Source organism: Ruegeria sp. BJ5, from assembly GCF_056537865.1.
In genome coordinates this window covers 319,563-346,545 of the sequence record NZ_JBQFSH010000005.1, presented here as the reverse complement: position 1 = coordinate 346,545, position 26,983 = coordinate 319,563, and the positions used below count along the sequence as shown (strand labels likewise).

Genomic DNA, 26,983 nt, shown 5'->3' with positions numbered 1-26,983 from the left:
CTGCCGATGCCCTATGCACATTCTGACAAAACCCAGCTGACCGTCGACGATGTCCGCGCCCGCCTGAAGCTCGAGGGCGGCAAGCGGTTCGTCATGCATACGGAGTTTGCGCCGGCCGGGGATCAGCCAACGGCCATCAAGGAACTCGCCGCCGGTGTCCTGGACGGCGAGCGCGATCAGGTGCTGCTGGGTGCCACGGGCACCGGCAAGACCTTCACCATGGCCAAGGTGATCGAGGAAACCCAGCGCCCCGCCATCATCCTGGCCCCCAACAAGACGCTGGCGGCCCAGCTTTACGGCGAGTTCAAAGGCTTCTTCCCGGACAACGCGGTCGAGTATTTCGTCTCGTACTACGACTACTACCAGCCCGAAGCCTATGTGCCGCGCAGCGACACCTATATCGAGAAGGAATCGCAGATCAACGAACAGATCGACCGGATGCGCCACTCGGCCACCCGGGCGCTGCTCGAGCGTGACGACGTCATCATCGTGGCCTCGGTCTCGTGCATCTACGGCATCGGCTCGGTCGAGACCTACGGGGCGATGACGCAGGATCTGAAGGTCGGGGAAGAATACGACCAGCGACAGGTGATGGCCGATCTGGTGGCCCAGCAATACCGCCGCAACGATCAGGCCTTCCAGCGCGGCAGCTTCCGGGTGCGGGGCGATTCCCTGGAAATCTGGCCTGCCCACTTGGAAGACCGCGCGTGGAAACTCTCGTTCTTCGGCGAGGAACTGGAGGCGATCACCGAGTTTGACCCCCTGACCGGCGAGCGCACCGACACGATGGAGCAGATCCGCGTCTATGCGAACTCGCACTACGTCACGCCGAAACCGACGATGCAGCAGGCGATTCTCGGCATCAAAAAGGAGCTGCGCCAGCGCCTCGACCAGCTGGTGGGCGAGGGCAAACTGCTGGAAGCGCAGCGGCTGGAACAGCGCACCAATTTCGACCTCGAGATGCTGGAGGCCACCGGCGTCTGCAACGGGATCGAGAACTACTCGCGCTATCTGACCGGCCGGGCACCGGGGGAGCCGCCGCCGACCCTGTTCGAATTCATCCCCGACAACGCCATCGTCTTTGCCGACGAATCCCACGTGTCCGTGCCGCAGATCGGCGGCATGTATCGCGGCGACTACCGGCGCAAGTTCACGCTGGCCGAACACGGGTTCCGCCTGCCCTCCTGCATGGACAACCGCCCGCTGAAGTTCGAGGAATGGGACGCCATGCGCCCGCAGTCGGTCTTCGTCAGCGCCACCCCGGCCAAGTGGGAACTGGAGCAGACCGGCGGCGTCTTCACCGAACAGGTGATCCGCCCCACGGGCCTTCTGGACCCCGAGGTCGAAATCCGCCCCGTCGAGATGCAGGTCGACGACCTGTTGGACGAGGTGCGCAAGGTCTCGGCCAAGGGGTTCCGCACGCTGGTCACCACGCTGACCAAACGCATGGCCGAGGACCTGACCGAATACATGCACGAACAGGGCATCAAGGTCCGCTACATGCATTCCGACATCGACACGATCGAGCGGATCGAGATCCTGCGCGACCTGCGGCTTGGGGCCTTCGACGTGCTGGTGGGCATCAACCTGCTGCGCGAGGGGCTCGACATTCCCGAATGCGGTCTGGTCGCCATTCTGGACGCGGACAAAGAGGGCTTCCTGCGCTCGGAAACTTCGCTGATCCAGACCATCGGTCGCGCCGCCCGCAACGCCGAGGGCCGCGTGATCATGTATGCCGACCGCATCACCGGCAGCATGGAGCGCGCGCTGGAGGAAACCAACCGCCGCCGCGCCAAGCAGATCGCCTATAACGAGGAACACGGCATCACGCCCGAGACGGTGAAGAAGAATGTCGAGGACGTTCTGGCCGGGCTTTATGCCGGCGACGTGGACATGAACCGCGTCACCGCCACCATCGACAAACCGATGCACGGCGCCAATCTCGAGGCTCATCTGGACGGGTTGCGCGACCAGATGCGCAAAGCGGCCGAGAACCTGGAATTCGAAGAAGCCGCCCGCATCCGCGACGAAATCAAGCGTCTGGAAGCTGTCGATCTGGCCGTCGCCGACGACCCCATGGCGCGGCAATGGGCGGTCGAGAAAGCCTCGGAAGACGCGGTGAAATCGCGCGGACGGTCAACGGCTGGCAGGCCGGGGCAGCGGGGTGGTAATGTCAAGCGACGGAAGCGGTGAATTTATCTGAACTCGACACGGTTGTCCTTTATTTTGCCTCGCACGAAGACATCCTTCTGAGATATATTCGGGAACTGCTGTTCCCAATCCCTATATCTGTCGTTTGATACTATCCGCGCGTTCAGTTTTTGAGCATCCGCAATCAACAGCGGATCAGCAGGCGTTCCTTTCGGCGCAACCCAAATACGACGTGCGGGAAACCGAAGTGCTTTGGACAGCTTCGCGGGATCTAGGTAACGGCCGGCAACCAAATAACCGATATTTGCATCAAACCAGATTACAGGTTCAAGCCCTTCCGAGATCAGCTCGTCAATTACTATTCTCACAGAGTCCAGGTCCGGTTTGTCGTTATTCCAATACAGAACATTTGACCCGTCTATCACGACCCAATTGGCTTGTTTGCGCAGCTTGGTTCTAAATAATAGTATAATTGCCAGAACTGAACCGACGACCCCGGCCAACATTGGAAGTGTTATGACCGGACCGAAAGCCGTCACCGACAATAACACCGCTGCTAAAGAAAAAATTAACAAGAAAGCAAACCCAATCATACAGAGATTGATAGCAAGTTTTGCACACCCCGCAATAGAGGTGACATTGCTTCCATAAAGAGCCCTTTCTTTAGAATTTCTGTTATTGCGTTTTGTCCGCCCCTTAGTTTATGCCCCTCACTCATCCCTTGCACCCCACCCCTCCCTCCTCCACGGTTGAAATCACAAATTGTGATTCCAAACGATTGCCATGACGAACGCCGACACCCTGCCCTCCACGCATGAGGTCCAAAGCGCCATTCACCGGGTGCGCGGAACCCGCGTGGTGCTGGCCGAGGATCTGGCTCGGTTCTACGGAAAATCCGTCAGCGCCTTCAATCAGGCCGTCTCGCGCAACAAGGACCTGTTCGAGGGCTACCGCTTTCAACTGACCGACGACGAGGTGGCCGATTTGATATCACGGAATGTGATTTCAAAGCCCAAAGGCCGCGGCGGGCGGCGGGTCAACCCTTGGGTCTATACCGATTACGGCGTGGCCATCGCCTCGACCCTGTTCAAGAACCCGCGCGCGATCAAGATCACCCGGATGATCACCGAGGCCTTCGTCGACGGCGCCAACGCTCTGGCTGAAACCCCACGCAGCGCGCCCGAGATCCTGCCGCCCGAAGGCACCCCCGCCCCGCTGCTGCCGAATGGCGAACAGTTGCGAGCGCTGGCCGAAAACATCCTCGATTCTGGACAGCAGAGCCTGGTCGATTACATCGCCAACCCCACCACCAAGCGCCAGCAGGCGGTGGCGACGATCATGAAAACCCTGGCCGAAACCGCGGGCGAAGAGGTACGCACCCAGCACGAGCGGCTGCGCCTGCGCATCGCTGAACGGTTGGCCGCGGGCGACTATGCCGATGACGATGATCGCAAGCGGCTGATCGAACTGCTGCAGGCAATGAAGGGCTAAAGCCCCAGTTCGGCCCGCATCTTTTTCGTCAGCTTGGCCACGACCATCTCGTAGGACGTCACGATGTGGTCGCTCAGTGACGCATCGCTCATCCCGCGTTCGTCGTAAACCTGCAACCATTTCATGCCGCGCGAGGCCAGATAAGGCGCGGGGCGGATGCCGGCCTGATCTTGCAGCACCTCATAGGCCAGATCGGTGGCCTTGAAGGTAAAGGCGTCCTTGCCGTCGTTCCAGCCGCAGATCGCGAACACCTTGCCGCCCACTTTCCATACATCCGCATTGCCCCACTGCACGACGTGGCTTGTGGCCTTGAGAGAGGCGCAGAAGGCGTTGAATTCGTCTCGGGTCATGACGCCGATCCTGACCGGCCGGCAAGGATTTCGCAAGCAAGCATGACCTGTCGGGCCTAACCGAACAGGTCTTGCAGAACGTCGCCGATCTGAACCGTCGCCGCGCTGGACCAGTCTGGCCGATAGGACGGTTTTCGCACCTGGTACTCGGTTCCAGTGCCCGTGCCCGACCAGACGCCATCGAAGAACAGAGCGCGCTCCTTGCGCCGTCGGGGGCGTATTTCAGGCGGCCGCCGCCAATACATGATCGCGCGTCGAGCGCCGGCCACATCCCCGGCCTTCCACCTGCGCACCCATACGGCCCGGTCTATGGCCCCGGTGTTGTAGTGAAAGGACAAGGCCGCGCCCAACTGCGCCTCGGTCAGGGCGTGGCCGGCAAAGGCCGTTTCCACAGCAGGCAGATAGTTGGTGCGGATAGCCCACTCATACACTTCAAAACAGCGCCGCAAGGTCTGAGGGTTGTCCAGATAGCGCGGCCAGACCGTGTGGCCCGAGGCCGACGTGACCCCCACGCTCCAGGTCCAGACATCAACGGAATCCAGATAGGCCTCGCGCACGATCGCTTCGTGCGAGATAAGCTCGGCGGCAATACGCGGTGTGATCTTGTAAGGCATCAGGCCATCCCCGAGTGGCGGCCGATGTCACCCCTTGTCCCAATGGGCGATGACATCATACCCCATCGGCGTCGGAGCTCCTTCAAGATACTCGGCAAACTGGCCCCACAACTCGGCAACCTTGGGGGCGTTTGCGTTTGATGCCGCCTCGCTTTCGACGACCGAGATCACATAGCCGCTGCCATCCTCGTTCATCACATTCGTAAAGCAGTGCATACCGGGCATGCCCATGATCTGATCCTTAAGATCGTTCATTCGGGCCGTGGCGGCCTCGCGGGTGCCGGGCTTCATCTTGAACTGGGTAACGCGTGCAAACATAGTTATCCTCCCTCACATGGGGTCCAGACCCCGAACCGCGGCAAACTGCCAGCGGACGGTATGATCCTACCACGTCCTGCCCAAATCACGCAGGGACACAGGCAACGCGATCATGTGCGAGAAAAGGTTCAACCATGAAGATAGGCGTCTTCAAGGACCTTCAGGGGCGGACAAATTTGGCGTTTCCGACAGCCCGGGGTTTGGGCGCCGCGCTTTGCGTGGACGCAGGTGCCTGGACCGGCACAGCCGACCGCGTCGCGGCCCGGACACTGGACTCGCATGCGATCCCGTCGCCGTCAGGGTCGTTGCGTTTGTGGTACCCAAGCTGTCCCTCGCGCATCGGTCCAAGACCAACGGAGCGTGCCGCGTCGCAACCAACCAGCGCCACAAGGTGCATCACGGCTTCGGTCCGCTCCAGATCCGAGGTCCGGAGATATACGCCCAGCGCGATCATCCCCGTCGTCAGCGGCAGGGCCAGCACCATCAGCAGAATGCGCAGCGGGGACAGCGCATGTCGGCGCAGGGCATCAGCCTTGCGCTGTCGACGTGCCAAGCGCGGATCTTGCGCGGGTTCGTTGTATACGGTTGTCTTCAGCTTCATAAGCTTGGCGATACACCAACTATGTGGCAAAGCCGAGGCATCGGAATGACGCAATCCAGCGAGGGCGCCACGTGAACACACGAAACCCATTTCGCCCGGTCGACGAGACTGCGCGGGAACTGGCCCTTGATCTCATTGCGCAGGCCCGTTTTGCGGCGCTTGCCGTGGTGCATGCGGACAACGGACTGCCGTCGATCAGCCGCATCGCATTGGCCACCGACAGTGTTGGATGGCCGCTCACCCTGATCTCGGATCTGGCGGAGCACTCACGCGCGTTGGAGGCAAATCCGGCCTGCGCGTTGCTGATCGGCGAGCCCGCTGACAAAGGTGATCCACTGACCCATCCCCGGCTGACCCTGCACTGCACGGCGCGCCCGATTCCACGGGCGACCGAGGAGCATACCGCGCTTCGGGCACGCTACTTGTCACAGCGCCCGAAGGCCGGACTATATGTCGACTTCGCGGATTTCCGTTTTGTGCGTTTTGAGATTGTCGATGGGCTTCTCAATGGCGGGTTCGGCAAAGCGTGGAAGATGACACGCGAAGACCTTTGCCCACCATCAGATCAGCGAACGACGTGAACTGCGCAGCTGGCGTGGCGCACCACATGTGTCGCGGTCGAGCCGAGCAACAGATCCTGCATCCCCGGTCGGTGCGAAGCCATGATGATCAGGTCAGGTTTGTTGGTTTCCGCCCAATCCAGGATTGTGCGCCCCGAATGGCCCTCGACCACAACGCCCTTGGCGTTCGGCAGCTTGGCGGCCAGAATGTTCAGTTCATCTTGGATCGCGCGCCGCGCCTCGGTCAGGTATTCGGCCGGCATGTAAGAGATTGCGTAGTCCGGAATATGCTCGACAACATGCAACAGGGTCACTTTGGCATCTGGCGTCGCCAACAACTTGGCCAGCTTCAGCGGCCCCGACGTGTCACGCTCGGCATCGAAGGAAATCGGGACAAGAATATTGTGATACATGGTTGGCGCCTCCTTGAGTTTCGCGTTCAGATAGCAGTAGTCAAAGTCTTCTGACCTTGATTCAGGTCAGGATCAGTCAAATGTTTCGGCCACGTCGTACATCACCGGCTCGAAGCTTTTGCACAATTCGTTGATCTTGCGGTTACGCTCGCGCATTTCAGGCGTTCGCAGCATGGCCAGAAAGTCTTCCCGCCGCTCCCACTGCGAATAGTTCGCGATGCGGGTCTGGGCATCGTTGACGTGCAGTCCGGCCGCGACAAAACCGGGCTGCTTGGAAATGAAGTTCGCATAGGCGTCGGTCAACGCTTCCAGCAGGTCCTGGCAGGTTCCGGGGGTCATTTCGAAAGTGGTGATAACGGTCTGAACACTGGCGTCTTTTGATATCTTCGGCATCGGTCATCTCCCTTGTCTGACCCAAGCCTAGCACAGGTTTTTCAAACGTCCTGCCTTTCGTTGAGCTGGCGCGAAAAAGTTTCCGAAAAATGAACCGAGCGCTAACCTTCCGTTAACCAAGGTTGATGATCCTGCGCCAATGGCCCGCCTAATCGCCTTCCTGTGTGCAAGCCTTGTGTTTTCGACTCCGGCCGTCGCCGGGGCGTGGCTGCGTGAAAAAGGCGCCTCGTTCACCTCGTTGGCCCTGACGGCGTTTTCCGAGCCCGGGAAGGACATCCGCTTCAAGTCCTCGCTCTATGGGGAATGGGGCATGCGCCCAAACCTGACGCTGGGTTTGGACGCGGAAGAGCATCAGGACCTCTACGGTCATGCCGTGGTGTTTGCGCGCCTACCGGTTGCCGAATTTTCCAACGGTGGGCGGCTGGCGGCCGAGTTGGGTGTCGGCGCGCATCACCGTGAAACCCGCGCATGGGCGATGTACAAAGCAACCCTGTCTTGGGGCAAAGGATTTCAGGCCCGATATGGCAGTGGTTGGCTGGCGGCTGATGCCGCGCTGGAATACCGAAGCCATGACGCTCTGATCCGCAAACTGGACCTGACAGTGGGTTTGTCGTCGCACCGTCGGGTCAATCCCCTGCTCCAGATCGAAACGTCCTATGTACCTGGCCGCCCGCTCTATTGGAGCGCGCGGCCCTCGGCGATGTTTCGATCCGAAAGCGGCCCAAACACCTGGATAATCGGGGTCGAGCGTAACGCCGCCGAGGACGGGCAAGGCCTGAGATTCGCGCTGTGGCGCGAGTTCTGAATGCAGCGCGCCGGCCGCTCCAAAAGCGACCGGCCGACCCGGATCAGACCTCGATCCGCATGATCACCGAAACTTCACCGCTCAAGGCCTCGGACCAACGCAACTTGATCTGGTCCTGGTTTGTCCCCTGCTGCAACTGAACATAGGGGGCCGAATAGCGCAGGGTTCCAAAGGCGGTTCTCAGCCCGTCCAGCACGACGACGCTGTCACAGCTGCGGGCCTGCCCACCAAAGGGGAATGCACCATCCGAGTCTACCGTCCAGGCAGAGGCCGCCGTATTCTGTTCGTGTCGGACCCGCAGCGGGTTCGCGGTCTTGAGTGTCACGTTGTGATACGTGTTGTCTGCGAACGTGACATTCACATGCCGATCAGGATTCAGATCGGCAAAAGTTGTATCAACCTTTTCCACGCGGTCGATTGACCCGTTCGCCGTTCGGAACTTGTTGCCCGTGACCGTCATTCCGTTCAGGAAATGCCCGACGCCATGCGGGCGCACGACGATATAGGCGAACCACGGGGCAACATCACTTGAATAGAAGATGTTGTCGGTGATGCTCATGGCGCTGAAGGAATAGCCCGAGGTGTAGTCGGGCTCGGCATCGCGCTCATTGCTCCACTCGATGAAACAGTTGTCGACATAATTGTCGGCGATCGAAGAGCTGTTGTAGGCCCCGATCATCACCAAACCTGCATTGCGCACACCGTTCGACACGCTGTCGCCCTGAAAGAAATGGTTGCCCAGAACCAGGTTGTTGTCTCCACCCAGAACCGCGAAGTGGTGGAAACGAACGGCCCTGTTGTGGCGCAGCTTGACGTCGTTGGCATTGGCGTTGATGGCAATCGAACTGCGGTCGGGCACGTCCAGAGACTCCTCGCTGGACAGAAACTGGCAACCGTCGATCAACATGCCCTGGCACCCCACCCCGATCGAAGTGATACCGCGGTCCAACGGGCGGCTGACAAAGCAGTTCTTCAAAACGAACGTGTTCCCGCCCGGCGACAGGCGGATCGCGCTGCAGCGCCCGTTGCATTGAAACTCGATGTCTTCCATGGCGAATTTCTGGAGCGCACTGAAGCCCGAGAAATCCAACAGGTACTTGAAATCAACGAACGTGAAGGTCTGCGTGCCAGCCGCATCATAGATGGGTGCGTTCAAGGTGATCTCACCGGCACCTTCATCCTTGGACCGAACATAGATCTCACGTCCAACGCCGCTGCCCTGAACCAACGACCCGACCGGGATATTGGCCACGTTGGCCACACCGGACAACTTGTAGGGATCCGCCGGGTCGTATGTTGCGACAGAGGTAAAGGTCTCGGTGTCCCATGAGGCGCTGCTCTTGACGTCGAACTGCCCGTTGCGGATCACGCGGCGAGTGGAGTAGCTGCCGCGATTGGGCACGGCGGCCTGCATGTCGATCGGCTCGGACACCGAGATCTTGCGGCCGCCCAGGTCCAGCGATTCATGATCCGAGTTGTTCAGCAGCGCCTGAAACGCCTTTTTGAAGGCCAGGGCTTCATCGCCGAAGGCGGAGATGTAAGTCGGCAGATCGAAATTCTTGGTCAGAAGAAGCATCTTGTCATCAGGCATCGTGACCGTGCCCTCAAAGTCGACCTCCGCGTCCAGCCCAACATCCTGTGCCAGGTGGTAGGTTCCCTGCGGCACATAAATGCGGCGACCTCCCGCGGCTTGGTCTGCCGCCTCGAACGCGGCCGAGTCATCGGTCACACCATCTCCAATCGCGCCATAGTCCCGCACGTCCACAAGGCTGATCATATCGCGCAAGAAGACCCCGGTGACATCGGTAATTTCGATATCATCAATCCGAACGAGCGCGCCGTTTGCCCCCTCGATATCGAGGCCGAAATGCCCGTATAGGGCCGAAATGCCCCAAGGCATGTCCACGCCCGGCCGCTGCCCAATCCCAACGATGGCGGTGACCTCGTGCACCACGCCATAGGCCGACAGTTGAATGGCCGGGCCCTTCTCGGTCAGTCCGGAAAGGTGCACGTCGCCGGCCCCTCCGGCCCATCCAGCGATCCGGACCTGCGGCAATGGCCCGCTGATCGCTTTGACCCGCGCCTTGATCTGCAAATAGCAGCCCGGCAGAAGCGGCGTCCGCCCCATGTACCTCAGTTGCTGCGTGGCATTGACCTTCAGTATCTCAAGACAACCGCCAAACTCCGCATCAGCAGGCACGAACACTCCAGTCCCCGATCCGTCATAGGTCGGTGAGCCCGGAGTGCCGTCGCCGCTGGACCACACATCCAGACCATTCGCGAATTGCGGCGGCGTGAAAACGATGCCGTCGGTGATTGCCTTGTTCATTGAATACCCTTTCCCAAACGCGCCCACTCTTCAGGCTATGGCGCATGCCAAATTCCGGATCCGGAAGCCGCCCGGACACGCTGGTCTGAGTATCGAAAAGGGATTAACCGTCGCTCAAATCATCGTAACGGTGGGTGTTGCATCAGGCCGATGGGTCGAAGTTGCCAAGCAGCTGCACTCCGTTGATCTTCCAGCCGTTTTCCAGCTGGACCATCTGATAGTCCAGGATGTGAACCCGGCCGTTCGCATCCACCACCATCACTTTCTGCCACCAGAAACCAGAAATCTGCCGCAATTCCAGAAATCGGATCTCAGCTGGGCGCCAGACCATTGGATAGCCGTTGCGCACCATCGCGCCAAAATTCTCAGGCGTGCGGAACATTGTCTGGATGTTGGGGCTGGCGAAGGTGAAGGCCGTGGCGAAGTCATCGGCCTTGAAGGCTTCAATCTGCGCAGCAATATTGGCTTCGATGTCGCCACTTTGGGCAACTGCGGCTGTTGCCAAACCGGCGCTCAAGGAAACTGCAAGCAAAAGTCGACGCATGGGGCCACCTCCTGCCGGAAAGGTAGCCCCATGCAGTATGTGGTCAAATCAGGCCAGGTCTCCGGCCAAGGCCTTGTCGATCAGTGCAATCGTTTCGGGGACGCCATAAAGGGCGATGAAGCCGCCGAACCGAGGGCCTTGGCTGGCGCCCAACAACACCTCGTAAAGGGCTGTGAACCAGCCGCGCATCGGGTCAAAGCGCTCGCGCCCGATGGAATAGACCACCGATTGCAGAGCTTCGTCCTCGACCGGACCGTCATACGCTTCAAGCGCGGACTTCAGGGCCTCAAGCGCCTCGCGCTCTTGCTCCGTCGGCGCCCGATGCTTGCGTGTCGGCTTCACGAAGTCGTTGAAGTAGCGCACTGCAAAACCGGCGGCTTTGTCGAGGTCCGGGTGGCTTTCGGCCGTGGCTTCGGGCGCATAGCGGCGGATGAAGCCCCACAGCGTCTCCTTGTCCTCGGCACCTGAAACCGACGCGAGGTTCAGCAGCATTGCAAAGGGTACGATCAACGTCGATTCCGGTACGTCACCGCCGTGAATGTGCCAGACCGGGTTGTTCAACTGAGCCTTCAGATCCTGCCCGGGGTAGGCACGCAACTGCTGATGGTACTCATCATACGCCTTGGGGATGACGTCAAAGTGCATCCGCTTTGCCGTCTTCGGCTTTTGATACATGAAATAGGCCAGACTCTCGGTCGGTGCATAGGTCAGCCACTCGTCGATCGAAACACCGTTTCCGGACGACTTCGAGATTTTCTGCCCGTTTTCATCGAGGAACAGCTCATACGAGAAATGCTCGGGCGCACGGCCGCCCAGCGCGCGGCAGATCGCGTCATAGATCTTTTCGTTGGTCGCATGTTCCTTGCCATACATCTCGAAATCGACGCCCAACGCCGCCCAGCGCGCTCCGAAATCCGGCTTCCACTGCAACTTCACATTGCCGCCGGTCACGGGCAGCGTCCACTCCTTGCCATTTTCATCATCGAAGGTGACCGTGTAAGTCTCGGCGCACACCTTTTTCATCGGGACATAAAGGACCCGGCCCGTTTCCGGATGGATCGGCAGGAAGATCGAATAGGTCTGCTGACGCTCCTCCCGCAGGCTTTTCAGCATGATGGCCATGATGTCGTCATAACGTTCGACTGCACGCTTCAGGATCTCGTCGAACTGACCCGAACGATAAAAGTCGCGCGCCGAATAGAACTCGTATTCAAACCCGAACGTATCAAGGAACCGACGTAGCATGGCGTTGTTGTGTTCACCAAAGCTGGGATACTCGCCGAACGGGTCAGGGACCGAAGTCAGCGGCTGCTGCAGATAGGCTTCAAGGGCCTCTGGGTTCGGCACGTTGCTGGGGACCTTGCGCATCCCGTCCAGATCATCCGAAAAGCAGATCAGCTTGGTGGGAATGTCCGACAGGGCCTCGAAGGCGCGCTTGACCATCGTGGTCCGCGCCACCTCACCGAAAGTGCCGATATGCGGCAGGCCGGACGGGCCATATCCCGTTTCGAACAGAACGAAGCCCTTTTCCGGTGGAGACTTCTGATAGCGTTTGAGCAACCGGCGCGCCTCTTCGAAAGGCCAGGCCTTTGACGTCATGGCGGTTTCACGCAGTTCAGACATTTCGTTCGTTCTCCATCAGGAAATCAGCGACGGTCGCTCAATGCGACCGACCGGCATCTCCTATTGTGCAGATGCAGCGTGAGTCAATGACCGCAGGCGAGAAACGCCGCCCCTACTACGATTTCAGACGGTTGCTCGTGACCAGAAACACGGTCTGACCCGCTTGCAGATCGACCAACTGCAGACATCCAGGATTGGCTGCAATAAAATCGCAGACGGCCTGCTTCACCGAGGCTTTCCCCTCGTCATCATGCCAGTTCCAGTCATCGAAGATAAGAAAACCACCGGTTTTCAGCTTCCTCAAGTACGACAATATATCCGCCTGAACACCGTCATAGTAGTGGTTGCCGTCAACGTAGACAAAATCCAGGCTTTTGTCGGGCACCGCGGATGCCGCTTCCGCGGATCTCTTCCGAACAAAGATCTTTTCGTTAGGCAAATGTGCCCGTCTAGACTGCGTCCACTCAAAAATTTCGTCCATGTCGCCCTGATTTTGCGCGACCTTCCCCCCATACATCCTGTTCGGGAATTGCGGCATGCACTCGTATGGATCAACCAGAAAATATTTTGCGATGCTGCCCGCACTCAGAACCATCTCCGAAAAAATTGTCCATCCAGACGCCGATTTCAGCGCCCGCAGATTTGGTAGTCATACATTGAGTCAAGAATCGCCTTGGGTCCGTCGGCGCCTTTCCAAAGAGTTTCCTGATTTTTCTGCTGCTCAATGACGTTCGTTCAACCGTTTCCGCCAGATCTGTTGCTCAGGGTGAATTGGCCCCTGCGCGGACCGACTACGAAACACTTACCATGTTGTGACCGATAGGCGGCAAACGCGCAACTCTGCTGGTCAACGCATTCGCCGTACTTGCAATTCCAGACTAAGGTGGCTGGCGAAACAATATGTTGAACCCGCGCGCCCCGCCCCATATCGTGCGCGATCAAAGACAGCCAAGCAGGACGTTCCCATGACCCAACCCGTTTCCCACCCGATGTCGCCGCAGGATTGCCTTGTGGCTATCATGGTGGCCGTTTCAGCCTCGGACGAGAACATCCGCACCGTCGAACTGGTCAAGATCGAGACAGCCGTGAACATGCTGCCTGTTTTTGCCGACTACGATATCGACCGTATGCGCCGGGTTTCGCAGATCGTGTTTGACCTGTTCGAGCAGGAAGATGGTCTGGACGCATTGTTTGGCCTGATCCGGGACAACTTGCCTGAGCGGTTGAACGAAACGGCTTATGCTCTGGCCTGCGATGTCGCCGCCGCCGATGGCTCGCTGGCCGAGACCGAACTGCGGCTGCTGGAGGAGATCCGGTATGAGTTGGAGATCGATCGGCTGCACGCCGCAGCGATCGAGCGCGGCGCACGGGCGCGTCACACCGTCTGATTGGTTTCAGCTGCCGTAAAGCGCGCCCCAGCGCTCGATGAGGGCCTGCTGCAGTTTGCGGGACCTGCGATTCCAGCTGCGCGCGCCTTCCGGGCGTTCGCGGCTTTCACGCGCGATGGTCGCCCGATGCGGAAGATCGGCAGTGAATATCGCAAAGGCCAGTTCTGATCCCCCGGCGGTGGTCAGATACCCGCCCAAGCCAGATACAAAGTTAAGGGTCCCGGTTTTGGCGTCGACCTTGATCGGGTGCCCTTGGATCCGCTGGCCTTTGGCGTCGGTCAGGGTAAACGGCTTCAACAGATGTCGCAGCGTTTCATGCTGCTGTGCGGCCACCAGAACCTTGACCAGACCAGACGGTACCATTCGCGAAGCATCGCCCAACCCCGAATGATCCACCATCGCAATACCGGACGCGCCGTAGGTCTGAGCCGACCAGCGATTCATCTCATCCGCGGACTCTGCCAGTGTTTGCGGTTGCCTACCCCGCGCAACGGTCGCAGCCAGCCCCACCATCTCGGCCGTCAGGTTGGTCGAGTATTTCAGCATCCCTTTCACGATGCTGGTCAATTCATCGCTCTGATGCCTGACCAGAACGGTGCCGCTGGGGACCTCGCGCGTGACTTGAACCCGCCCCAGGACGATGCCGTTGACCCGGGCCAGAGTGCGGAACACATCTCCGGCATACAAACCCGGTTTGCGCACTGGCAACCACCTGGCGCCGCCGCTGCCCAGCGCGCCCTTGGCAACTGTCCAGCGGTCCTGCCGCGCGCTGGGTTGATAGCTGTAGACCGGAAGGTTGCGGTTTTCGATCCGCATCGTGGCCATGTCCACCGACGGCGTATAACTGGCACTGCGCGCGTCCATGGTCACGTCATAGCTGGCCCCCTGGCGCTTCCACTCGAAATGCACACGGTTGAAGTTCAGGGAAATTCCACTGATCGCAGGGCTATAGCCCACATGATCAGGCTGACCGGGGTCTATGCTGAATACATAGGGCAATGCGCCGCTGTACACTTTGAACGCACCCCGAACCTCGGTCAGTCCGGCCTTGCGCAGGTTGGCGGCCATCGTGGCCAGAGCATCGGTATCCAATACCGGATCGCCGCCTCCGACCAGTATCAGATCACCCTTGAGGATCCCGTTTTCGATCGGACCATCTGCGATCAGCTTTGTTTCGAACCGATGGTCCGGGCCCAGAACGTCCAGCGCGTAAAGCGCGGTGAGGGCTTTGGCGACACTGGCCGGCGGCAAGCCGCTGGCTCCGCCGAATTCCTCCAGTTGCACGCCGGTTTTCACGTCGGCCACGGCGAAGACCACTTCGCCTTTCAATCGCGCCGCCTGAATGATGCGTTCGGCACCGCTCAACTCGGCGCCACGGGCAACGGGCCGCAACGAGACCGTTGGCGCCCCGGCAAAACCCGCGGTGGGGATCAGAAGCGAACCGGCGCCGGCCAGAAAGAAACGTCTCGAAATACGATCAGTCATGGGTCAAATAAAATCCCAGAGATCACAGGCAAACAACCATGCACCAGAATTATGTGCCCATCGGGGCTGTTCAGGCAACACCTGTCAGGTCCAGCCGCCTTTGGAGCGTATCTGAGTCGAGCTGACGTCGACCATCGGCACGTTCACGAAACACCAGGCAGGCGCATCGGCCCGACCCAAAAGATGCCGCGCCGTTCCGTCAATCCGGTATTTGGCATAGACACGCGCCGCCGGTGACATGCGGGCCGAAATCCGATCTCCGGGGCGCGCCACCACGCCCACAGGAACGGTGTCCATGATCAACCGCCAGTCCTTCCATTTGTGAAACTGGGCCAGGTTGTCAGCCCCCATCAGCCAAACGAACCGAACCTGCGGATAGAGCCGCCGCAAGGCAGCAAGTGTGTCAGCCGTGGCGCGGGTGCCGGTCAGATCCTCTATGTCAGTCACCTCAACCTTGGGATGCCGCATAATGGACCGTGCGGCCTCGACACGCTGATCGATCGGAGCCGGGCCGCGAGATTTCAGCGGATTCCCCGGCGACACCAACCACCAGACCCGATCCAACCCAAAAGCCTTCATCGCCTCCAGTGTAACGTGCACATGCCCCTGATGCGGTGGATCAAACGATCCCCCGAACAGCCCCACGACCTGACCGGGCCGCGCATATGGTATCGCGCTTCGCAACATCCCCTGCTGTAGTCCAGAACTCGGCAGCCTTGTCAATCAACAGGTTGCACAGCATCGCCCAAACCGACCATCCCCGATCGCACCACTTCGGCACACCAGCCGCCATGCCCACGCACGGCAGAGTAGCCTCCGCTGCCCAACGCCTCTTCCATCCTGCTGCAAGGCGCGCAGATAACCGTGATCCGCAAAATGGCTGTGCCGACCTGAACCTCGCGCCCTTTGAGAGCGCCCAGATTGATGCCGGAAACCACCAGATTGCGCCGCAGTACGTCCGGTGTGACCGGACCTTGTCCCAAATAGCTGCCGATCGCGGCAAGATGCTCGTGCTGAATCAGGGTCACCGCACGCTTCCCCGGGCGACTCCGATCGCCCTCAAACCCGTCTTCCCGGATCATCGCCTGACCCAGCGCCATCATGTCCAATCGTCGCCCCGGTCTGACGCCGATCCATTCGATCCGTCCCGCCTTGGCCCAACCCGATACCAATTGCGCAAGTTCCGGCATTCCCAGCATCCTTCCCAGTCCGGCCCGGCCGGCGCATAAGGCCAGCCAGAAATTCGCCAAAGCACCAGCTTGCCCCGCCCGTCCCGCTTGGCTATCAAGCGGGTCAACCTGAATTCCCCGACCCAGAGGACGCGACATGGCCGCCTATCAATATGTCTACCACATGCAGGGTGTCTCGAAGACCTATCCCGGTGGCAAGAAGTGCTTTGAAAACATTCACCTGAGCTTTCTGCCCGGCGTAAAGATCGGTGTCGTCGGCGTGAACGGCGCCGGTAAGTCGACCCTGATGAAGATCATGGCCGGCCTTGATACCGATTTCACCGGCGAGGCGTGGGCCGCCGAGGGCGCAAAGGTCGGCTATCTGCCACAAGAACCTCAGTTGGACGAATCCCTGACCGTCCGCGAAAACGTCATGCTGGGCGTGGCCGAAAAAAAGGCCAAGGTCGACCGCTTCAACGAAATCGCGATGGAGATTGCCGAGAACTACTCGGACGCGTTGATGGAAGAGATGACCGCCCTGCAGGACGCGATCGACGCGGAAAACCTGTGGGACCTCGACAGTCAGATCGACGTTTCGATGGAGGCGCTGCGCTGCCCGCCGGACGATGCCAACATCGCCAACCTCTCGGGCGGCGAGAAACGCCGCGTGGCGCTCTGCAAGCTGCTGCTGGAAGCGCCCGACATGCTGCTCTTGGACGAACCGACCAACCATCTGGACGCCGAGACCATCGCCTGGCTGCAACAGCACCTGATCGACTACAAGGGCACGATCCTGATCGTCACGCACGACCGCTACTTCCTGGATGACATCACCGGCTGGATCCTCGAGTTGGACCGCGGCCGTGGCATCCCGTACGAGGGCAACTATTCCTCGTGGCTGGAGCAGAAAGCCAAGCGGCTTGAGCAGGAAGCCCGCGAGGACAAGTCCAAGCAGAAGACCCTGCAGCGCGAACTGGAATGGATGCGTCAGGGGCAAAAGGCGCGTCAGGCCAAATCCAAGGCCCGCATCAACGCCTACAACGAGTTGGCCGAACAGTCCGAGCGCGAAAAGCTGGCCCGCGCCCAGATCGTCATCCCCAACGGCCCGCGCCTGGGCAGCAAGGTGATCGAAGTCAACGGTCTGGCCAAGCATATGGGCGACAAGCAACTGATCGAGAACCTGTCCTTCAGCCTGCCGCCGGGCGGCATCGTCGGTGTCATCGGCCCCAACGGCGCCGGTAAATCGACCCTGTTCAAGATGCTGACCGGCCAGGAAAAGCCCGATGCAGGCACCATCGAATACGGCGACACGGTAGAACTGTCCTATGTCGATCAGTCGCGCGACGATCTCAACGACAACGACACCGTGTGGGAGGCGATCACCGGCGGTGCCGAAATCATCCAACTGGGTGACGCGCAGGTCAATTCCCGCGCCTATTGCTCGTCCTTCAACTTCAAGGGCGGCGACCAGCAGAAAAAGGTCTCGCTGCTGTCAGGGGGTGAGCGCAACCGCGTCCACATGGCCCGTCTGCTAAAAGAGGGCGGAAACGTCCTGCTGCTGGACGAACCGACCAACGACCTAGACGTCGAAACCCTGCGCGCGCTGGAAGACGCGCTGGTCGATTTCGCCGGCTGCGCCGTGGTCATCTCGCACGACCGTTTCTTCCTCGACCGGATCTGTACGCACATCCTGGCCTTCGAGGGCGATGCGCATGTGGAATGGTTCGAGGGCAACTTCGAGGACTACGAAGAAGACAAGAAGCGCCGCCTTGGACCGGACGCGCTGGAGCCCAAGCGGTTGAAGCACAAGAAATTTGCGCGATAACACCCCTGATACATCTCCGGATGGATAGTGTGGGCAGAAATCAGCCCATACTATCACCGGGATGATGGACAGTTGGAGAACGGTATGGCGGAAGCGCTACCGTTGCTTGGCTTCTTTGTGCTCGCAAGCATTTCGGCGTGGGTGTCTTCGCTGATCTTGGCGTCTGTGTTTCCATTCTTCAACTTCAAGAAAGAGTATACCGAGTATCTATTGAGGGTAAGCGGCGCACCGCTCACCCGTCTTCGTCTGCTTCTGACGGATTACGGGGCTAACAGCTATTTTTTTAAGATTGATTGGGGGTACGATTCACCTGCACCAGGGGCACTCAAAACCACTCCAAATCGCAACCTTTTTCGCATGCTTCTCCTGGCACTTGCGACCTTGATTTTTACCGTGTTCCTGTGGGTCGCTGCATTCGCGATGTTCAACATCATCTCTGCACGAATCTAGAAAACGACATCCCGGCATCTGGCTGATTGCTTGTGCCGATACGGGCTCTCGGGCGTCCGAATGACATTGACTGGAGTCGACTATCAGACAGGTGACCGATCCTATTTCTTGGCCGATCCGCTAATGGATTCGTGTCCGTTCTGCCCGGATGGGACGCGATAATCTGACACCGAAAAGTCCGTAGCGGATTCGAATTCAGTTCGGCGGATTTATGTTCAAAACGCCCGCTGGCCCCTGAAAGCACAACACATTCTGCCCAACTGACCCTTGCCATATGGCCCTCTCAGTGCCATATGCAAAGAGCTTACGTTATTCTACTTCGACCTACTGTCTCCGTTTTCGGCGTTCAGTCTATCGATCCAGACAACGACGCCGGGCTGCCGCAATTCCGTGGGCAGCACTCAAACAGGAGATACGGATATGCCCGCAGGCACCGTAAAATGGTTCAACACCACCAAAGGTTTCGGCTTCATCGCACCCGAAGAGGGCGGCAAAGACGTGTTCGTGCACATTTCGTCCGTCGAACGTTCGGGCTTGACTGGTCTGGCCGACAACCAGAAAGTCACCTATGAACTGCGCGCTGGTCGCGACGGTCGCGAAAGCGCCGACAACATCGAACTGGCCTAAACCAGGTCTCTGGGGGCGACGGATGGCCGTCGCCCCCATTTTTTTGCCCGATTTCCGATCGCGCTTTCCAGACCCGGTGGGGCAGGAAAACAACATCACTTTCCGGTGAAACCCGCGCGGGAATTGACCCGATCGGCTATTCTGAACAGACTGCTATCCTGTTTTCTTTGTTGATTAGCCGAGTATTGCCATGTTCTCACGCCGCAATTTTCTGATCTCTGCCGCCGCTATCAGTGCCGTGCCTGGCACGGCCCACGCGAAGAAGAAGCCGGTCGAGTACGACCCGACTCCGCAAATCGTTCGGATCAAGAAGCAGTTTTTGCCCGGGCAATTGTTGGTCGCGCCACGTTCGTTCTACCTGTATTTCGTGACCGAGCCTCGCAAAGCCATCCGTTATGGCTGTGGCGTCGGCAAGGCCGGGCTGGAATTTACCGGAACTGCGACGATCGACGTGAAAAAGGAATGGCCCACCTGGCGCCCCACCGAAGAGATGATCGAGCGGGACCCTATTGCCTATGCCAAATTCAAGGACAATGACTATGTCCAGCCCGGTGGAGGAGACAACCCGCTTGGCGCCCGTGCCCTGTATCTGTTTCAGAATGGCGTCGACACGTATTTCCGCATCCATGGAACGACCCAGCCGCAGACCATTGGACGAGCCGTGTCGAACGGGTGCATCAGAATGCTGAATGAGCACGTGATCGACCTGTACAACCGCGTCCCGATCGGAACGGTCGTCACCGTCGTCTAAGACAGCGGTCAAGGCCCCGACCAATCCACCCCTTCGGCTTTTTCAATCTTCAGCCGTCCGTTTGGCCACGGTACACAAAGGCTTGCTGCTTGCTTGTCTGATCCGTTCAGCCAGGTCCGGACGTCTTCGGGCCGCAACAGGACACCCATACGGTGGTGGATCGGCCGCAGATCATCGTTCGGTTCGCAGGTCACTGCGGCGAACTGATCGACATGCTGACCACCGGGTGCAGTCCACCTGTCCGTAATCGCGGCAAACAACAGGGGGGTTCCATCGGCGGTTTCAATCCGCCACGCGGTTTTGCAGCGCTTTTCGCCGGTCCACTCGTACCAGCCATCAACCGGAACAACCGCGCGACCGACACCTTGAAAAGCAGATTTGTCAAAAACCGTTTCCGACCGCGCATTGATGATCGTTTCCATGACCGGTCGCCCCCGGGCATTGACGCGCCCTACGGGAATCATGCCCCACCGCATGCGCCTCGTGCCTTCAGCGGTCAGAACGATCACTTCCTGACCGGGCTGTATGTTCTGGCGCGGCTGTTCATCCGGCCAAGCAGTTTCTCGACCTAGGAATTCGGAAATCTGGGAGAACGGCCGCGTCAGAAAGAAACGCCCGGGCACGGTTTACTGCCGCTGTTTTGCGGCAGCGATCAGATCAAGGACAGCAGGTCCCAGATCATCCACGATCAGCGCAACGCCGCGCGCATTGGGGTGGATCCCGTCTGGTTGCATGAAGGTCTGCACGGCTCCGGGGTCGCCATCCGCCTGCAACCCGGAAAAAAAGCTGGAGGCATAGAGCGTGCCGAACTGGGTGGCCAGATCCGGATACATCGCATCAAACGCTTGTTTGTAGTCCGCGCCATAATTGCCCGGGGCTTGCATGCCGATCAGCAGAACCGGAACCTTGGCTGTTCGCGCCTCGGTCAGAATTTTTTCCAGGTTCGACTTCGAAACGGCCGGATCGATCCCACGAAGAACGTCGTTTCCGCCCAGCGCCACGATCATCCCGTCCACCTCTGGTGTCAGGGTCCAGCCCACACGCGCCGCACCGCCGGCCGTTGTGTCCCCGGAAACACCGGCGTTGATTATCTTCACTTCGACGCCTTGCGCATCCAGCCACCGGGTTAGTTGAGGGACGAACCCGTCTTCCTCAACAAGGCCGTAGCCTTGAGTCAGCGAGTCTCCGAGAGCGGCCAGGACCAACGGCTCGGCTGTGGCAGCAATGCCGCAGAGCGACAACAGCCCCGCCGCCAGAGCCTTGCGCAAGTTCCTGACCGCTCCATATCCCAAATGACTGCCCCTTTCGGAAAGACTAATGACTGAACCCGTTCTGACACTCCAAAATGCCGCTTTGTCGCTGGATGGCAATGCCGGACCCGTCGAAATCTTGCGGGACATCAATCTGACCGTGAAAGAGGGAGAGACGCTGGGCCTCGTCGGTCCGTCAGGTTCGGGCAAATCCTCGCTGTTGATGCTAATGGGCGGACTGGAGCAGACGACCGCGGGTCGCATCACTGCATTGGGACAAGACCTGACTTCGATGAGTGAGGATGCGCTTGCCCGGTTTCGGCGCGACGCGATGGGCGTCGTTTTCCAGAATTTCCATCTGATCCCAACCATGACGGCGCTTGAAAACGTGGCCACCCCGCTGGAACTGGCCGGTCACCGCGATGCCTTCGAGCGGGCCGAGGCCGAATTGGCGGCGGTGGGGCTTTCGCATCGGCGCGATCACTACCCGGCACAACTGTCGGGCGGCGAACAACAGCGGGTCGCGCTGGCCCGCGCTTCGGCCCCGAGGCCTCGGATCCTGTTGGCGGACGAACCCACCGGCAATCTGGATGAGACGAATGGCGCGGCCATCGTTGATTTGCTGTTCGGCCTGCGTGACCGGCACGGGGCAACGCTGGTTCTGGTCACACACAGCCACTCGCTGGCCCGCAGATGCGACCGGGTTGTTCGATTGCGCGACGGCCGCATCACCGAAGAGGCCAGCCAAGAGGCAGCGGAATGAGCTTGCGCCTGGCGACGCGCCTGGCCCGACGTGAACTCAGAGGCGGCTTACGCGGTTTTCGGGTTTTTCTGGCCTGCCTGACCCTGGGGGTTGCCGCCATTGCTGCGGTTGGATCGGTGCGGCAAGCAATCATGACCGGCCTTGCACAGGAGGGGGCGGCCTTGCTGGGCGGCGATGCCCAGATCGAGCTGACCTATCGCTTTGCGGACGAAGCAGAAACCGCGTGGATGGAGCAAAACGCCGATCGCGTGTCCGAAGTCGTCGATTTCCGCTCGATGGCCGTGACCCGCAGCGACGCACCGCAACGCGGACTTACTCAGGTCAAGGCCATCGATGAGGCCTATCCTCTGATCGGTGCCGTCCAACTGGACCCCGAAATCTCGCTGTCCGAGGCGTTGGACGGAAATGCCACTCTTCCCGGGGCAGTGATGGACCCGGTTCTGATCGAGCGTCTGGGGCTGGACATCGGCGACAGTCTTGCACTGGGCACGCAGGACTTTGTGCTGTCCGCCGCCCTGATATCCGAACCCGACGCGGCCGGAGATGGGTTCACCTTGGGCCCGCGCACATTGGTTCGCACAGCCGATCTGAAAGACTCGGGCCTATTGCAGCCCGGCACGCTGTTTTCGACCAAATACCGTATGGACCTGCCGGTCGGAGCCGACCTCGCAGAACTCTCGCAACAGGCCGAGAGCGTTCTGCAAGGCTCAGGGCTGCGCTGGACCGATGCGCGCAACGGCGCACCCGGAATTGCCGAATTCGTCTCGCGCCTCGGCGCGTTCCTGGTGCTGGTGGGTCTCTCGGGTCTGGCTGTGGGCGGCATCGGCGTGTCCGCGGCCGTACGCGCCTATCTCGCGCGAAAGACCGAAACCATCGCCACACTGCGCACCTTAGGCGCAAACCGCGCCACGATCTTTCAGACCTATCTGATCCAGATCGGCGTCCTTTCGGTTGTCGGGATCGCCGCTGGTGTAGCCCTTGGCGGGCTGGCCCCGATTCTCCTGGCACCCCTGATTGAAAGCCGGCTTCCCGTACCGGCCGTTTTTTCTGTCTACCCGCAACCGCTGTTCGAGGCGGCATTGTATGGCCTGCTGACCGCCATGCTGTTCACTCTGTGGCCCCTTGCCCGGGCAGAGGACGTCCGGGCAGCGACCCTGTTCCGCGATGCGCTGAGCAGTGCCCGCAGGTTGCCCCGCGCCGCTTACCTGTTGGCGACGGGCCTGGCTCTGGCGACACTGATCGCCACCGCAGCTTGGTTCAGCGGCTCCCCGTGGCTGACCCTCTGGACCGGAGGGGGATTTGTCGGCGCATTGGTGCTGTTGGCGCTGTCGGCCCATGGCATCCGCTATGTCGCAAAAAGGGCCGCAACACGCGCCCGTGGCCGCCCGGCGTTGCGTTGGGCACTCGCGGCAATTTCCGACCCCCGCGAAGGGGCCGCATCGGTGGTCCTGTCTCTGGGATTGGGGCTGTCGGTTCTGGCTGCGGTCGGACAGATCGACGGCACTCTGCGCAATGCAATTTCCGGTAACCTGCCGGACGTGGCGCCGTCTTACTTTTTCGTGGACATCCAAAAAGACCAGATGCCCGGCTTCAGCAGCCGGCTTGAAAACGACCCCGGTGTCACACGTGTAGAAAGCGCACCAATGCTGCGCGGAATCATCTCGCAGATCAACGGCCAACCAGCACATCAGGTCGCAGGCGATCATTGGGTCCTGGAAGGCGATCGCGGCGTGACCTATTCGGACAACGCGCCACAAAACGCCCGCATCACCGCCGGGGAATGGTGGCCAGAGGACTATTCAGGCCCGCCCCAGATCAGCTTTGCCGCGGAAGAGGCCGAGGAAATGGGTCTCAAGCTTGGTGACGAACTGACGGTGAATATTCTCGGGCGTGATATCACCGCGACCGTAACATCGCTGCGCGAAGTGGATTTCTCGAACGCGGGGATGGGATTTATCATGTCGATGAATCCGTCCGCGCTGGCCGGCGCCCCTCATAGTTTCATTGCAACGGTCTACGCCGAGGAAGAGGCCGAGGCAGCCATCCTTCAAGACCTTGCGACCCAGTTCCCCAACATCACCGCGATCCGGGTTCGGGACGCGATCGACCGTGTCTCGGGCCTGCTTGCCGGTTTGGCCTCGGCCACCTCCTACGGCGCCGGTGTGTCTTTGCTGACCGGTTTTCTGGTTCTGATCGGCGCTGCTGCTGCGGGAGAGCCCGCGCGCCGCTACGAGGCTGCGATCCTCAAGACGATCGGCGCAGATCGCCGACGGATACTTCTCAGCTTTGGCTTGCGCTCGGCGCTTCTGGGTGCGGCCGCCGGCTGCGTGGCGCTGCTGGCCGGCATCCTTGGCGGCTGGGCTGTGGCCACATTCATTTTCGATACCAGCTTTGCGGTGATATGGCCTTCGGCATTGGGTATCGTCGCTGCCGGGCTGGCCGTCACGCTGCTGGCGGGGCTATTCTTCGCCCTCCGCCCCCTATCCGTCAGCCCGGCCCGCGTCCTGCGGGCCAGCGACTGAATTCAACGCGCGCAGGTAACGGGTTGCAGAATTTTCAGCAGTGGATCGTTGTCGCAAACCAAAGCATCCAGCGATATTTCATCCAGCGACGCAAAGAAGACCTCGGCCGCGTCCTGCAGCGCCAGACGCAGGCGGCAGGCATCGGTCAACGGACAGGTGTTGTCGGCATCCGCAAAACACTCGGCGATCGGCAAACTGCCCTCGACATGGCGAAAGACGGATCCGATCCGGATCTGGTCCGCCGGCCGCCCCAGAGTCATTCCACCGTTGCGACCGCGCTGCGTGCTCAGATACCCCAGCTGACCCAGCTGGTTGATGACTTGCGCCAGATGGTTTTCCGAGATGTTGCAGACATCCGCAATCTCGGATTTCGTCACGAGCCGATCCGGATGTGCAGCGCAATACATCAACAGCCGCACGGCGATATTTGTTCGTTTGGTGATCCGCATCAGATCCTCCCCCGAATTTCAAGATGCAGCCTTATTGCACAGACCGCAAAAAAACGGTTTGACATACATCAATCGTCAAGAAGGACAGCACGCGACATGGCAGAGCCCTATTTCTTTGGCTATGGCAGCCTCGTAAACCTTGCCACGCATGACTTTCCCGACCCGCGCCCGGCGCGACTCAAGGGCTGGCGCCGGGCGTGGCGGCATACCGATCTGCGCCCGGTCGCCTTCTTGACCGCGGTGCCGGATCCCGCCTGCGAGATCGACGGCATGATCGCACATGTCCCCAAAAACGACTGGGCGGCACTGGATGAACGGGAGTGGGCCTATGATCGGATCCCCGCCACCCACGCCATAACTCATCCTCTGAAGAAAGAGGTCGAGATTGCGGTCTATGCGGTTCCGGAACAGCACCGCAAGGACCCGACGCACAGCCACCCGGTTTTGCTCAGCTATATAGACGTTGTGGTGCAGGGGTATTTGCGCGCATTCGGCTTGCCGGGTGTCGAGCGTTTCTTCGCCACGACCGACGGGTGGGACGCGCCGATCCTGAATGACCGGAACGCGCCGCGTTATCCGCGCCACCAACAGCTTCACCCCGACGAAACAGCCTTGGTCGATGAGCACCTGTCCCGGGTTTCGGCCCGGATCGTTCAAACCGCGTGAAGAAGGCGGGCGCCTGCAGCACCCGCCTCTGGTTCTTGTTCAGATCAAAGGCGACACCGCCCCGTGGTGTCTTATTTTCGCGCCCGCACGACCTGCAGCAACGGCAGAAAGGTCGCCATCTCGGGGCCACGCTCCATCCCGGTCAGCGCCTTGCGCAACGGCATGAACAGGCCCTTGCCCTTGCGGCCGGTCGCCTCTTTCACGACCGCCGTCCACTTGCCCCAGGTCTCGCCGTCAAACGGCCCCTCGGGCAGCAGTTCCATCGCCTGCGCGACGAATTCGCGGTCTTCGTCGTCGATCAGCGGCTCGGCCCCATCGCGGCACAGTTCCCACCAGCCCTTCAGGTCGTTCAGCGTGGTGATGTTCTCGCGCGCCATCATCCAGAACGGCTCGGCCAGTTCATCGGGTACACCGGCCGCGGCCACCGCGTCGGAAACCTTCTCGAGCGGCAGCGTCTGCAGATATCGGGCCGTCAGCGGAAACAGGTCCTGCACGTCGAACTTGGTCGGCGCCGACCCGAACCGGGTGACGTCGAAACCTTCGATCAACTCGGCCATGTCGCTGCGCAGTTCCACCGGGTCGGACGAGCCCAACCGCGCCATCAGGCTCAACAGCGCCATCGGCTGCACGCCCTGCTCGCGCAGATCGCGCAGCGCCAGCGTGCCAAGACGCTTGGACAGCGCCTCACCCTGCGGGCCGGTCAGCAACGAGTGATGGGCAAAACGCGGGACGGTTCCGCCCAGCGCCTTGATGATCTGAATCTGGGTCGCTGTGTTGGTCACGTGGTCGGCGCCGCGCACCACGTCGGTCACGCCCATCTCGGTGTCGTCCACGACCGAGGCCAGCGTATATAGGACCTGCCCGTCGCCGCGGATCAGCACCGGATCCGACACCGAGGCCGCGTCGATGGACACGTCACCCAGAATGCCGTCCGTCCACTCGATGCGCTCATGATCCAGCTTGAACCGCCATACACCGTTGCCACGTTCGGCTCGCAGCGCCTCTTTCTCGGCCTCCGACAGGTTCAGGGCGGCCCGATCATAAACCGGCGGCTTGCCCATGTTCAGCTGCTTCTTGCGCTTGAGGTCCAGCTCGGTCGGGGTCTCAAAGGCTTCGTAGAACCTGCCGATCTCGCGCAGCTTGCCGGCGGCTTCCGCATAGCGGTCCAGCCGGTCCGACTGCCGCTCCACCCGGTCCCAGTGCAGACCCAGCCACTCGAGATCCTGCTTGATCGCATCAACATATTCTTCCTTCGACCGTTCGGGGTCGGTGTCGTCGATACGCAGGATGAACGTGCCGCCGGCCTTGCGGGCGATCAGATAGTTCATCAGCGCGGTGCGCAGGTTGCCCACATGAATATAACCGGTGGGCGAAGGGGCGAAACGGGTGGTTGTCATGGATGTCTCCTGTTGGCGCGGCTCATGTCACATGAGCGCGTTTTTGTCC

Annotated in this window: 30 protein-coding genes; 12 read left to right on the top strand and 18 right to left on the bottom strand. The window is 60.3% G+C overall.

The genetic code is table 11. The features are described 5' to 3' along the window. Positions 1-6: 6 nt before the first annotated feature. Positions 7-2,193, top strand: coding sequence for an excinuclease ABC subunit UvrB (gene uvrB, locus ACR0NY_RS17250; RefSeq protein WP_170369661.1), 2,187 nt, complete (start codon positions 7-9; stop codon positions 2,191-2,193). 2 nt (positions 2,194-2,195) lie between these two features. On the opposite strand, the gene ACR0NY_RS17245 is transcribed toward uvrB, so the two are convergent. Beyond that, positions 2,196-2,744, bottom strand: coding sequence for an NYN domain-containing protein (locus ACR0NY_RS17245; RefSeq protein WP_170369663.1), 549 nt, complete (start codon positions 2,742-2,744; stop codon positions 2,196-2,198). Positions 2,745-2,934: 190 nt separating this feature from the next. On the opposite strand from ACR0NY_RS17245, the gene ACR0NY_RS17240 reads away from it, so the two are divergent. After that, positions 2,935-3,642, top strand: coding sequence for an ORF6N domain-containing protein (locus ACR0NY_RS17240; protein WP_170369665.1), 708 nt, complete (start codon positions 2,935-2,937; stop codon positions 3,640-3,642). On the opposite strand, the gene ACR0NY_RS17235 is transcribed toward ACR0NY_RS17240, so the two are convergent. From ACR0NY_RS17235 to ACR0NY_RS17220, 4 genes are all read right to left on the bottom strand, one after another. Continuing rightward, positions 3,639-3,992: an MmcQ/YjbR family DNA-binding protein gene (locus ACR0NY_RS17235; protein WP_170369667.1), complete on the bottom strand. Its 354-nt coding sequence runs from the start codon at positions 3,990-3,992 to the stop codon at positions 3,639-3,641. The two genes, ACR0NY_RS17240 and ACR0NY_RS17235, sit on opposite strands and share 4 nt — an antisense overlap. A 56-nt stretch (positions 3,993-4,048) precedes the next feature. Next, positions 4,049-4,606: a lysozyme gene (locus ACR0NY_RS17230; RefSeq protein ID WP_170369669.1), complete on the bottom strand. Its 558-nt coding sequence runs from the start codon at positions 4,604-4,606 to the stop codon at positions 4,049-4,051. A gap of 27 nt (positions 4,607-4,633) precedes the next feature. Then, positions 4,634-4,924 (bottom strand): hypothetical protein, encoded by a 291-nt coding sequence (locus ACR0NY_RS17225; RefSeq protein WP_170369671.1) that lies wholly within the window; start codon positions 4,922-4,924, stop codon positions 4,634-4,636. Positions 4,925-5,084: 160 nt separating this feature from the next. Then, on the bottom strand, positions 5,085-5,477 hold the full coding sequence (locus tag ACR0NY_RS17220) for an excalibur calcium-binding domain-containing protein (protein WP_254432977.1): 393 nt from the start codon (positions 5,475-5,477) through the stop codon (positions 5,085-5,087). Between the two features lie 119 nt (positions 5,478-5,596). Here ACR0NY_RS17220 and ACR0NY_RS17215 point away from each other — a divergent pair, with 119 nt between their 5' ends. After that, entirely contained in the window at positions 5,597-6,106 is a 510-nt protein-coding gene (locus tag ACR0NY_RS17215; RefSeq protein ID WP_170369675.1) for a HugZ family pyridoxamine 5'-phosphate oxidase, read from the top strand. Here the strand turns inward: ACR0NY_RS17215 and ACR0NY_RS17210 are convergent. Next, positions 6,091-6,498, bottom strand: coding sequence for a universal stress protein (locus ACR0NY_RS17210; protein WP_093963399.1), 408 nt, complete (start codon positions 6,496-6,498; stop codon positions 6,091-6,093). The two genes, ACR0NY_RS17215 and ACR0NY_RS17210, sit on opposite strands and share 16 nt — an antisense overlap. 72 nt (positions 6,499-6,570) lie before the next feature. Next, positions 6,571-6,891 carry an antibiotic biosynthesis monooxygenase family protein gene (locus ACR0NY_RS17205; protein WP_093963400.1) on the bottom strand — a complete coding sequence of 107 codons (321 nt, stop codon included), beginning with the start codon at positions 6,889-6,891 and terminating at the stop codon, positions 6,571-6,573. 139 nt (positions 6,892-7,030) lie between these two features. On the opposite strand from ACR0NY_RS17205, the gene ACR0NY_RS17200 reads away from it, so the two are divergent. Next, positions 7,031-7,696, top strand: coding sequence for a hypothetical protein (locus tag ACR0NY_RS17200; protein WP_170342073.1), 666 nt, complete (start codon positions 7,031-7,033; stop codon positions 7,694-7,696). 43 nt (positions 7,697-7,739) lie between these two features. On the opposite strand, the gene ACR0NY_RS17195 is transcribed toward ACR0NY_RS17200, so the two are convergent. The 4 genes from ACR0NY_RS17195 to ACR0NY_RS17180 all read right to left on the bottom strand — a co-directional run bounded on the left by ACR0NY_RS17195 (position 7,740) and on the right by ACR0NY_RS17180 (position 12,787). Continuing rightward, positions 7,740-10,025, bottom strand: coding sequence for a glycosyl hydrolase family 28-related protein (locus tag ACR0NY_RS17195; RefSeq protein ID WP_170369677.1), 2,286 nt, complete (start codon positions 10,023-10,025; stop codon positions 7,740-7,742). Between the two features lie 142 nt (positions 10,026-10,167). Then, on the bottom strand, positions 10,168-10,569 hold the full coding sequence (locus ACR0NY_RS17190) for a DUF4864 domain-containing protein (protein WP_170369679.1): 402 nt from the start codon (positions 10,567-10,569) through the stop codon (positions 10,168-10,170). A 48-nt stretch (positions 10,570-10,617) separates the two neighbouring features. Then, positions 10,618-12,192 carry a lysine--tRNA ligase gene (locus tag ACR0NY_RS17185; protein ID WP_093963404.1) on the bottom strand — a complete coding sequence of 525 codons (1,575 nt, stop codon included), beginning with the start codon at positions 12,190-12,192 and terminating at the stop codon, positions 10,618-10,620. A gap of 115 nt (positions 12,193-12,307) precedes the next feature. Then, positions 12,308-12,787, bottom strand: coding sequence for a class I SAM-dependent methyltransferase (locus ACR0NY_RS17180; RefSeq protein WP_170369681.1), 480 nt, complete (start codon positions 12,785-12,787; stop codon positions 12,308-12,310). Between the two features lie 370 nt (positions 12,788-13,157). Here ACR0NY_RS17180 and ACR0NY_RS17175 point away from each other — a divergent pair, with 370 nt between their 5' ends. After that, positions 13,158-13,580 (top strand): tellurite resistance TerB family protein, encoded by a 423-nt coding sequence (locus ACR0NY_RS17175; protein WP_093963405.1) that lies wholly within the window; start codon positions 13,158-13,160, stop codon positions 13,578-13,580. Positions 13,581-13,586: 6 nt separating this feature from the next. Here ACR0NY_RS17175 and dacB read toward each other — a convergent pair whose 3' ends face one another. The 3 genes from dacB to ACR0NY_RS17160 all read right to left on the bottom strand — a co-directional run bounded on the left by dacB (position 13,587) and on the right by ACR0NY_RS17160 (position 16,255). Continuing rightward, positions 13,587-15,065, bottom strand: coding sequence for a D-alanyl-D-alanine carboxypeptidase/D-alanyl-D-alanine endopeptidase (dacB, locus tag ACR0NY_RS17170; protein ID WP_170369683.1), 1,479 nt, complete (start codon positions 15,063-15,065; stop codon positions 13,587-13,589). An 84-nt stretch (positions 15,066-15,149) separates the two neighbouring features. Beyond that, positions 15,150-15,752, bottom strand: a complete 603-nt coding sequence (locus ACR0NY_RS17165) for a nicotinate-nucleotide adenylyltransferase (RefSeq protein WP_437342522.1) — start codon at positions 15,750-15,752, stop codon at positions 15,150-15,152. A 32-nt stretch (positions 15,753-15,784) separates the two neighbouring features. Further along, entirely contained in the window at positions 15,785-16,255 is a 471-nt protein-coding gene (locus tag ACR0NY_RS17160) for an MOSC domain-containing protein (RefSeq protein ID WP_170369685.1), read from the bottom strand. Positions 16,256-16,391: 136 nt separating this feature from the next. Between ACR0NY_RS17160 and ettA the strand changes: the two genes are divergently transcribed. The 4 genes from ettA to ACR0NY_RS17140 all read left to right on the top strand — a co-directional run bounded on the left by ettA (position 16,392) and on the right by ACR0NY_RS17140 (position 19,887). Then, positions 16,392-18,059 (top strand): energy-dependent translational throttle protein EttA, encoded by a 1,668-nt coding sequence (gene ettA, locus ACR0NY_RS17155; RefSeq protein WP_170369687.1) that lies wholly within the window; start codon positions 16,392-16,394, stop codon positions 18,057-18,059. Between the two features lie 84 nt (positions 18,060-18,143). Next, positions 18,144-18,509, top strand: coding sequence for a hypothetical protein (locus tag ACR0NY_RS17150; RefSeq protein ID WP_170369689.1), 366 nt, complete (start codon positions 18,144-18,146; stop codon positions 18,507-18,509). Positions 18,510-18,929: 420 nt separating this feature from the next. Then, positions 18,930-19,136, top strand: a complete 207-nt coding sequence (locus ACR0NY_RS17145; protein ID WP_093963409.1) for a cold-shock protein — start codon at positions 18,930-18,932, stop codon at positions 19,134-19,136. Positions 19,137-19,326: 190 nt separating this feature from the next. After that, a complete protein-coding gene (locus ACR0NY_RS17140) occupies positions 19,327-19,887 on the top strand; it encodes a L,D-transpeptidase (protein WP_170342085.1) in 561 nt (186 codons plus the stop codon). A gap of 8 nt (positions 19,888-19,895) precedes the next feature. Here the strand turns inward: ACR0NY_RS17140 and ACR0NY_RS17135 are convergent, their stop codons facing one another. After that, positions 19,896-20,510: an SOS response-associated peptidase gene (locus ACR0NY_RS17135; RefSeq protein WP_170342086.1), complete on the bottom strand. Its 615-nt coding sequence runs from the start codon at positions 20,508-20,510 to the stop codon at positions 19,896-19,898. A 3-nt stretch (positions 20,511-20,513) separates the two neighbouring features. Then, a complete protein-coding gene (locus ACR0NY_RS17130) occupies positions 20,514-21,155 on the bottom strand; it encodes an arylesterase (RefSeq protein WP_254432978.1) in 642 nt (213 codons plus the stop codon). 49 nt (positions 21,156-21,204) lie between these two features. Here ACR0NY_RS17130 and ACR0NY_RS17125 point away from each other — a divergent pair, with 49 nt between their 5' ends. Beyond that, entirely contained in the window at positions 21,205-21,900 is a 696-nt protein-coding gene (locus tag ACR0NY_RS17125) for an ABC transporter ATP-binding protein (RefSeq protein ID WP_170369693.1), read from the top strand. Further along, complete coding sequence (locus ACR0NY_RS17120) at positions 21,897-24,422, top strand: ABC transporter permease (protein ID WP_170369695.1); 2,526 nt, start codon at positions 21,897-21,899, stop codon at positions 24,420-24,422. Before ACR0NY_RS17125 ends, ACR0NY_RS17120 begins: the two co-directional genes overlap by 4 nt. A 2-nt stretch (positions 24,423-24,424) precedes the next feature. Here the strand turns inward: ACR0NY_RS17120 and ACR0NY_RS17115 are convergent, their stop codons facing one another. Further along, complete coding sequence (locus ACR0NY_RS17115; RefSeq protein WP_093963764.1) at positions 24,425-24,871, bottom strand: RrF2 family transcriptional regulator; 447 nt, start codon at positions 24,869-24,871, stop codon at positions 24,425-24,427. A gap of 96 nt (positions 24,872-24,967) precedes the next feature. Here ACR0NY_RS17115 and ACR0NY_RS17110 point away from each other — a divergent pair, with 96 nt between their 5' ends. Further along, positions 24,968-25,537, top strand: a complete 570-nt coding sequence (locus ACR0NY_RS17110; protein ID WP_170360229.1) for a gamma-glutamylcyclotransferase family protein — start codon at positions 24,968-24,970, stop codon at positions 25,535-25,537. 71 nt (positions 25,538-25,608) lie between these two features. On the opposite strand, the gene gltX is transcribed toward ACR0NY_RS17110, so the two are convergent. Then, on the bottom strand, positions 25,609-26,934 hold the full coding sequence (gene gltX / locus ACR0NY_RS17105) for a glutamate--tRNA ligase (RefSeq protein ID WP_170369697.1): 1,326 nt from the start codon (positions 26,932-26,934) through the stop codon (positions 25,609-25,611). Positions 26,935-26,983: the final 49 nt, after the last annotated feature.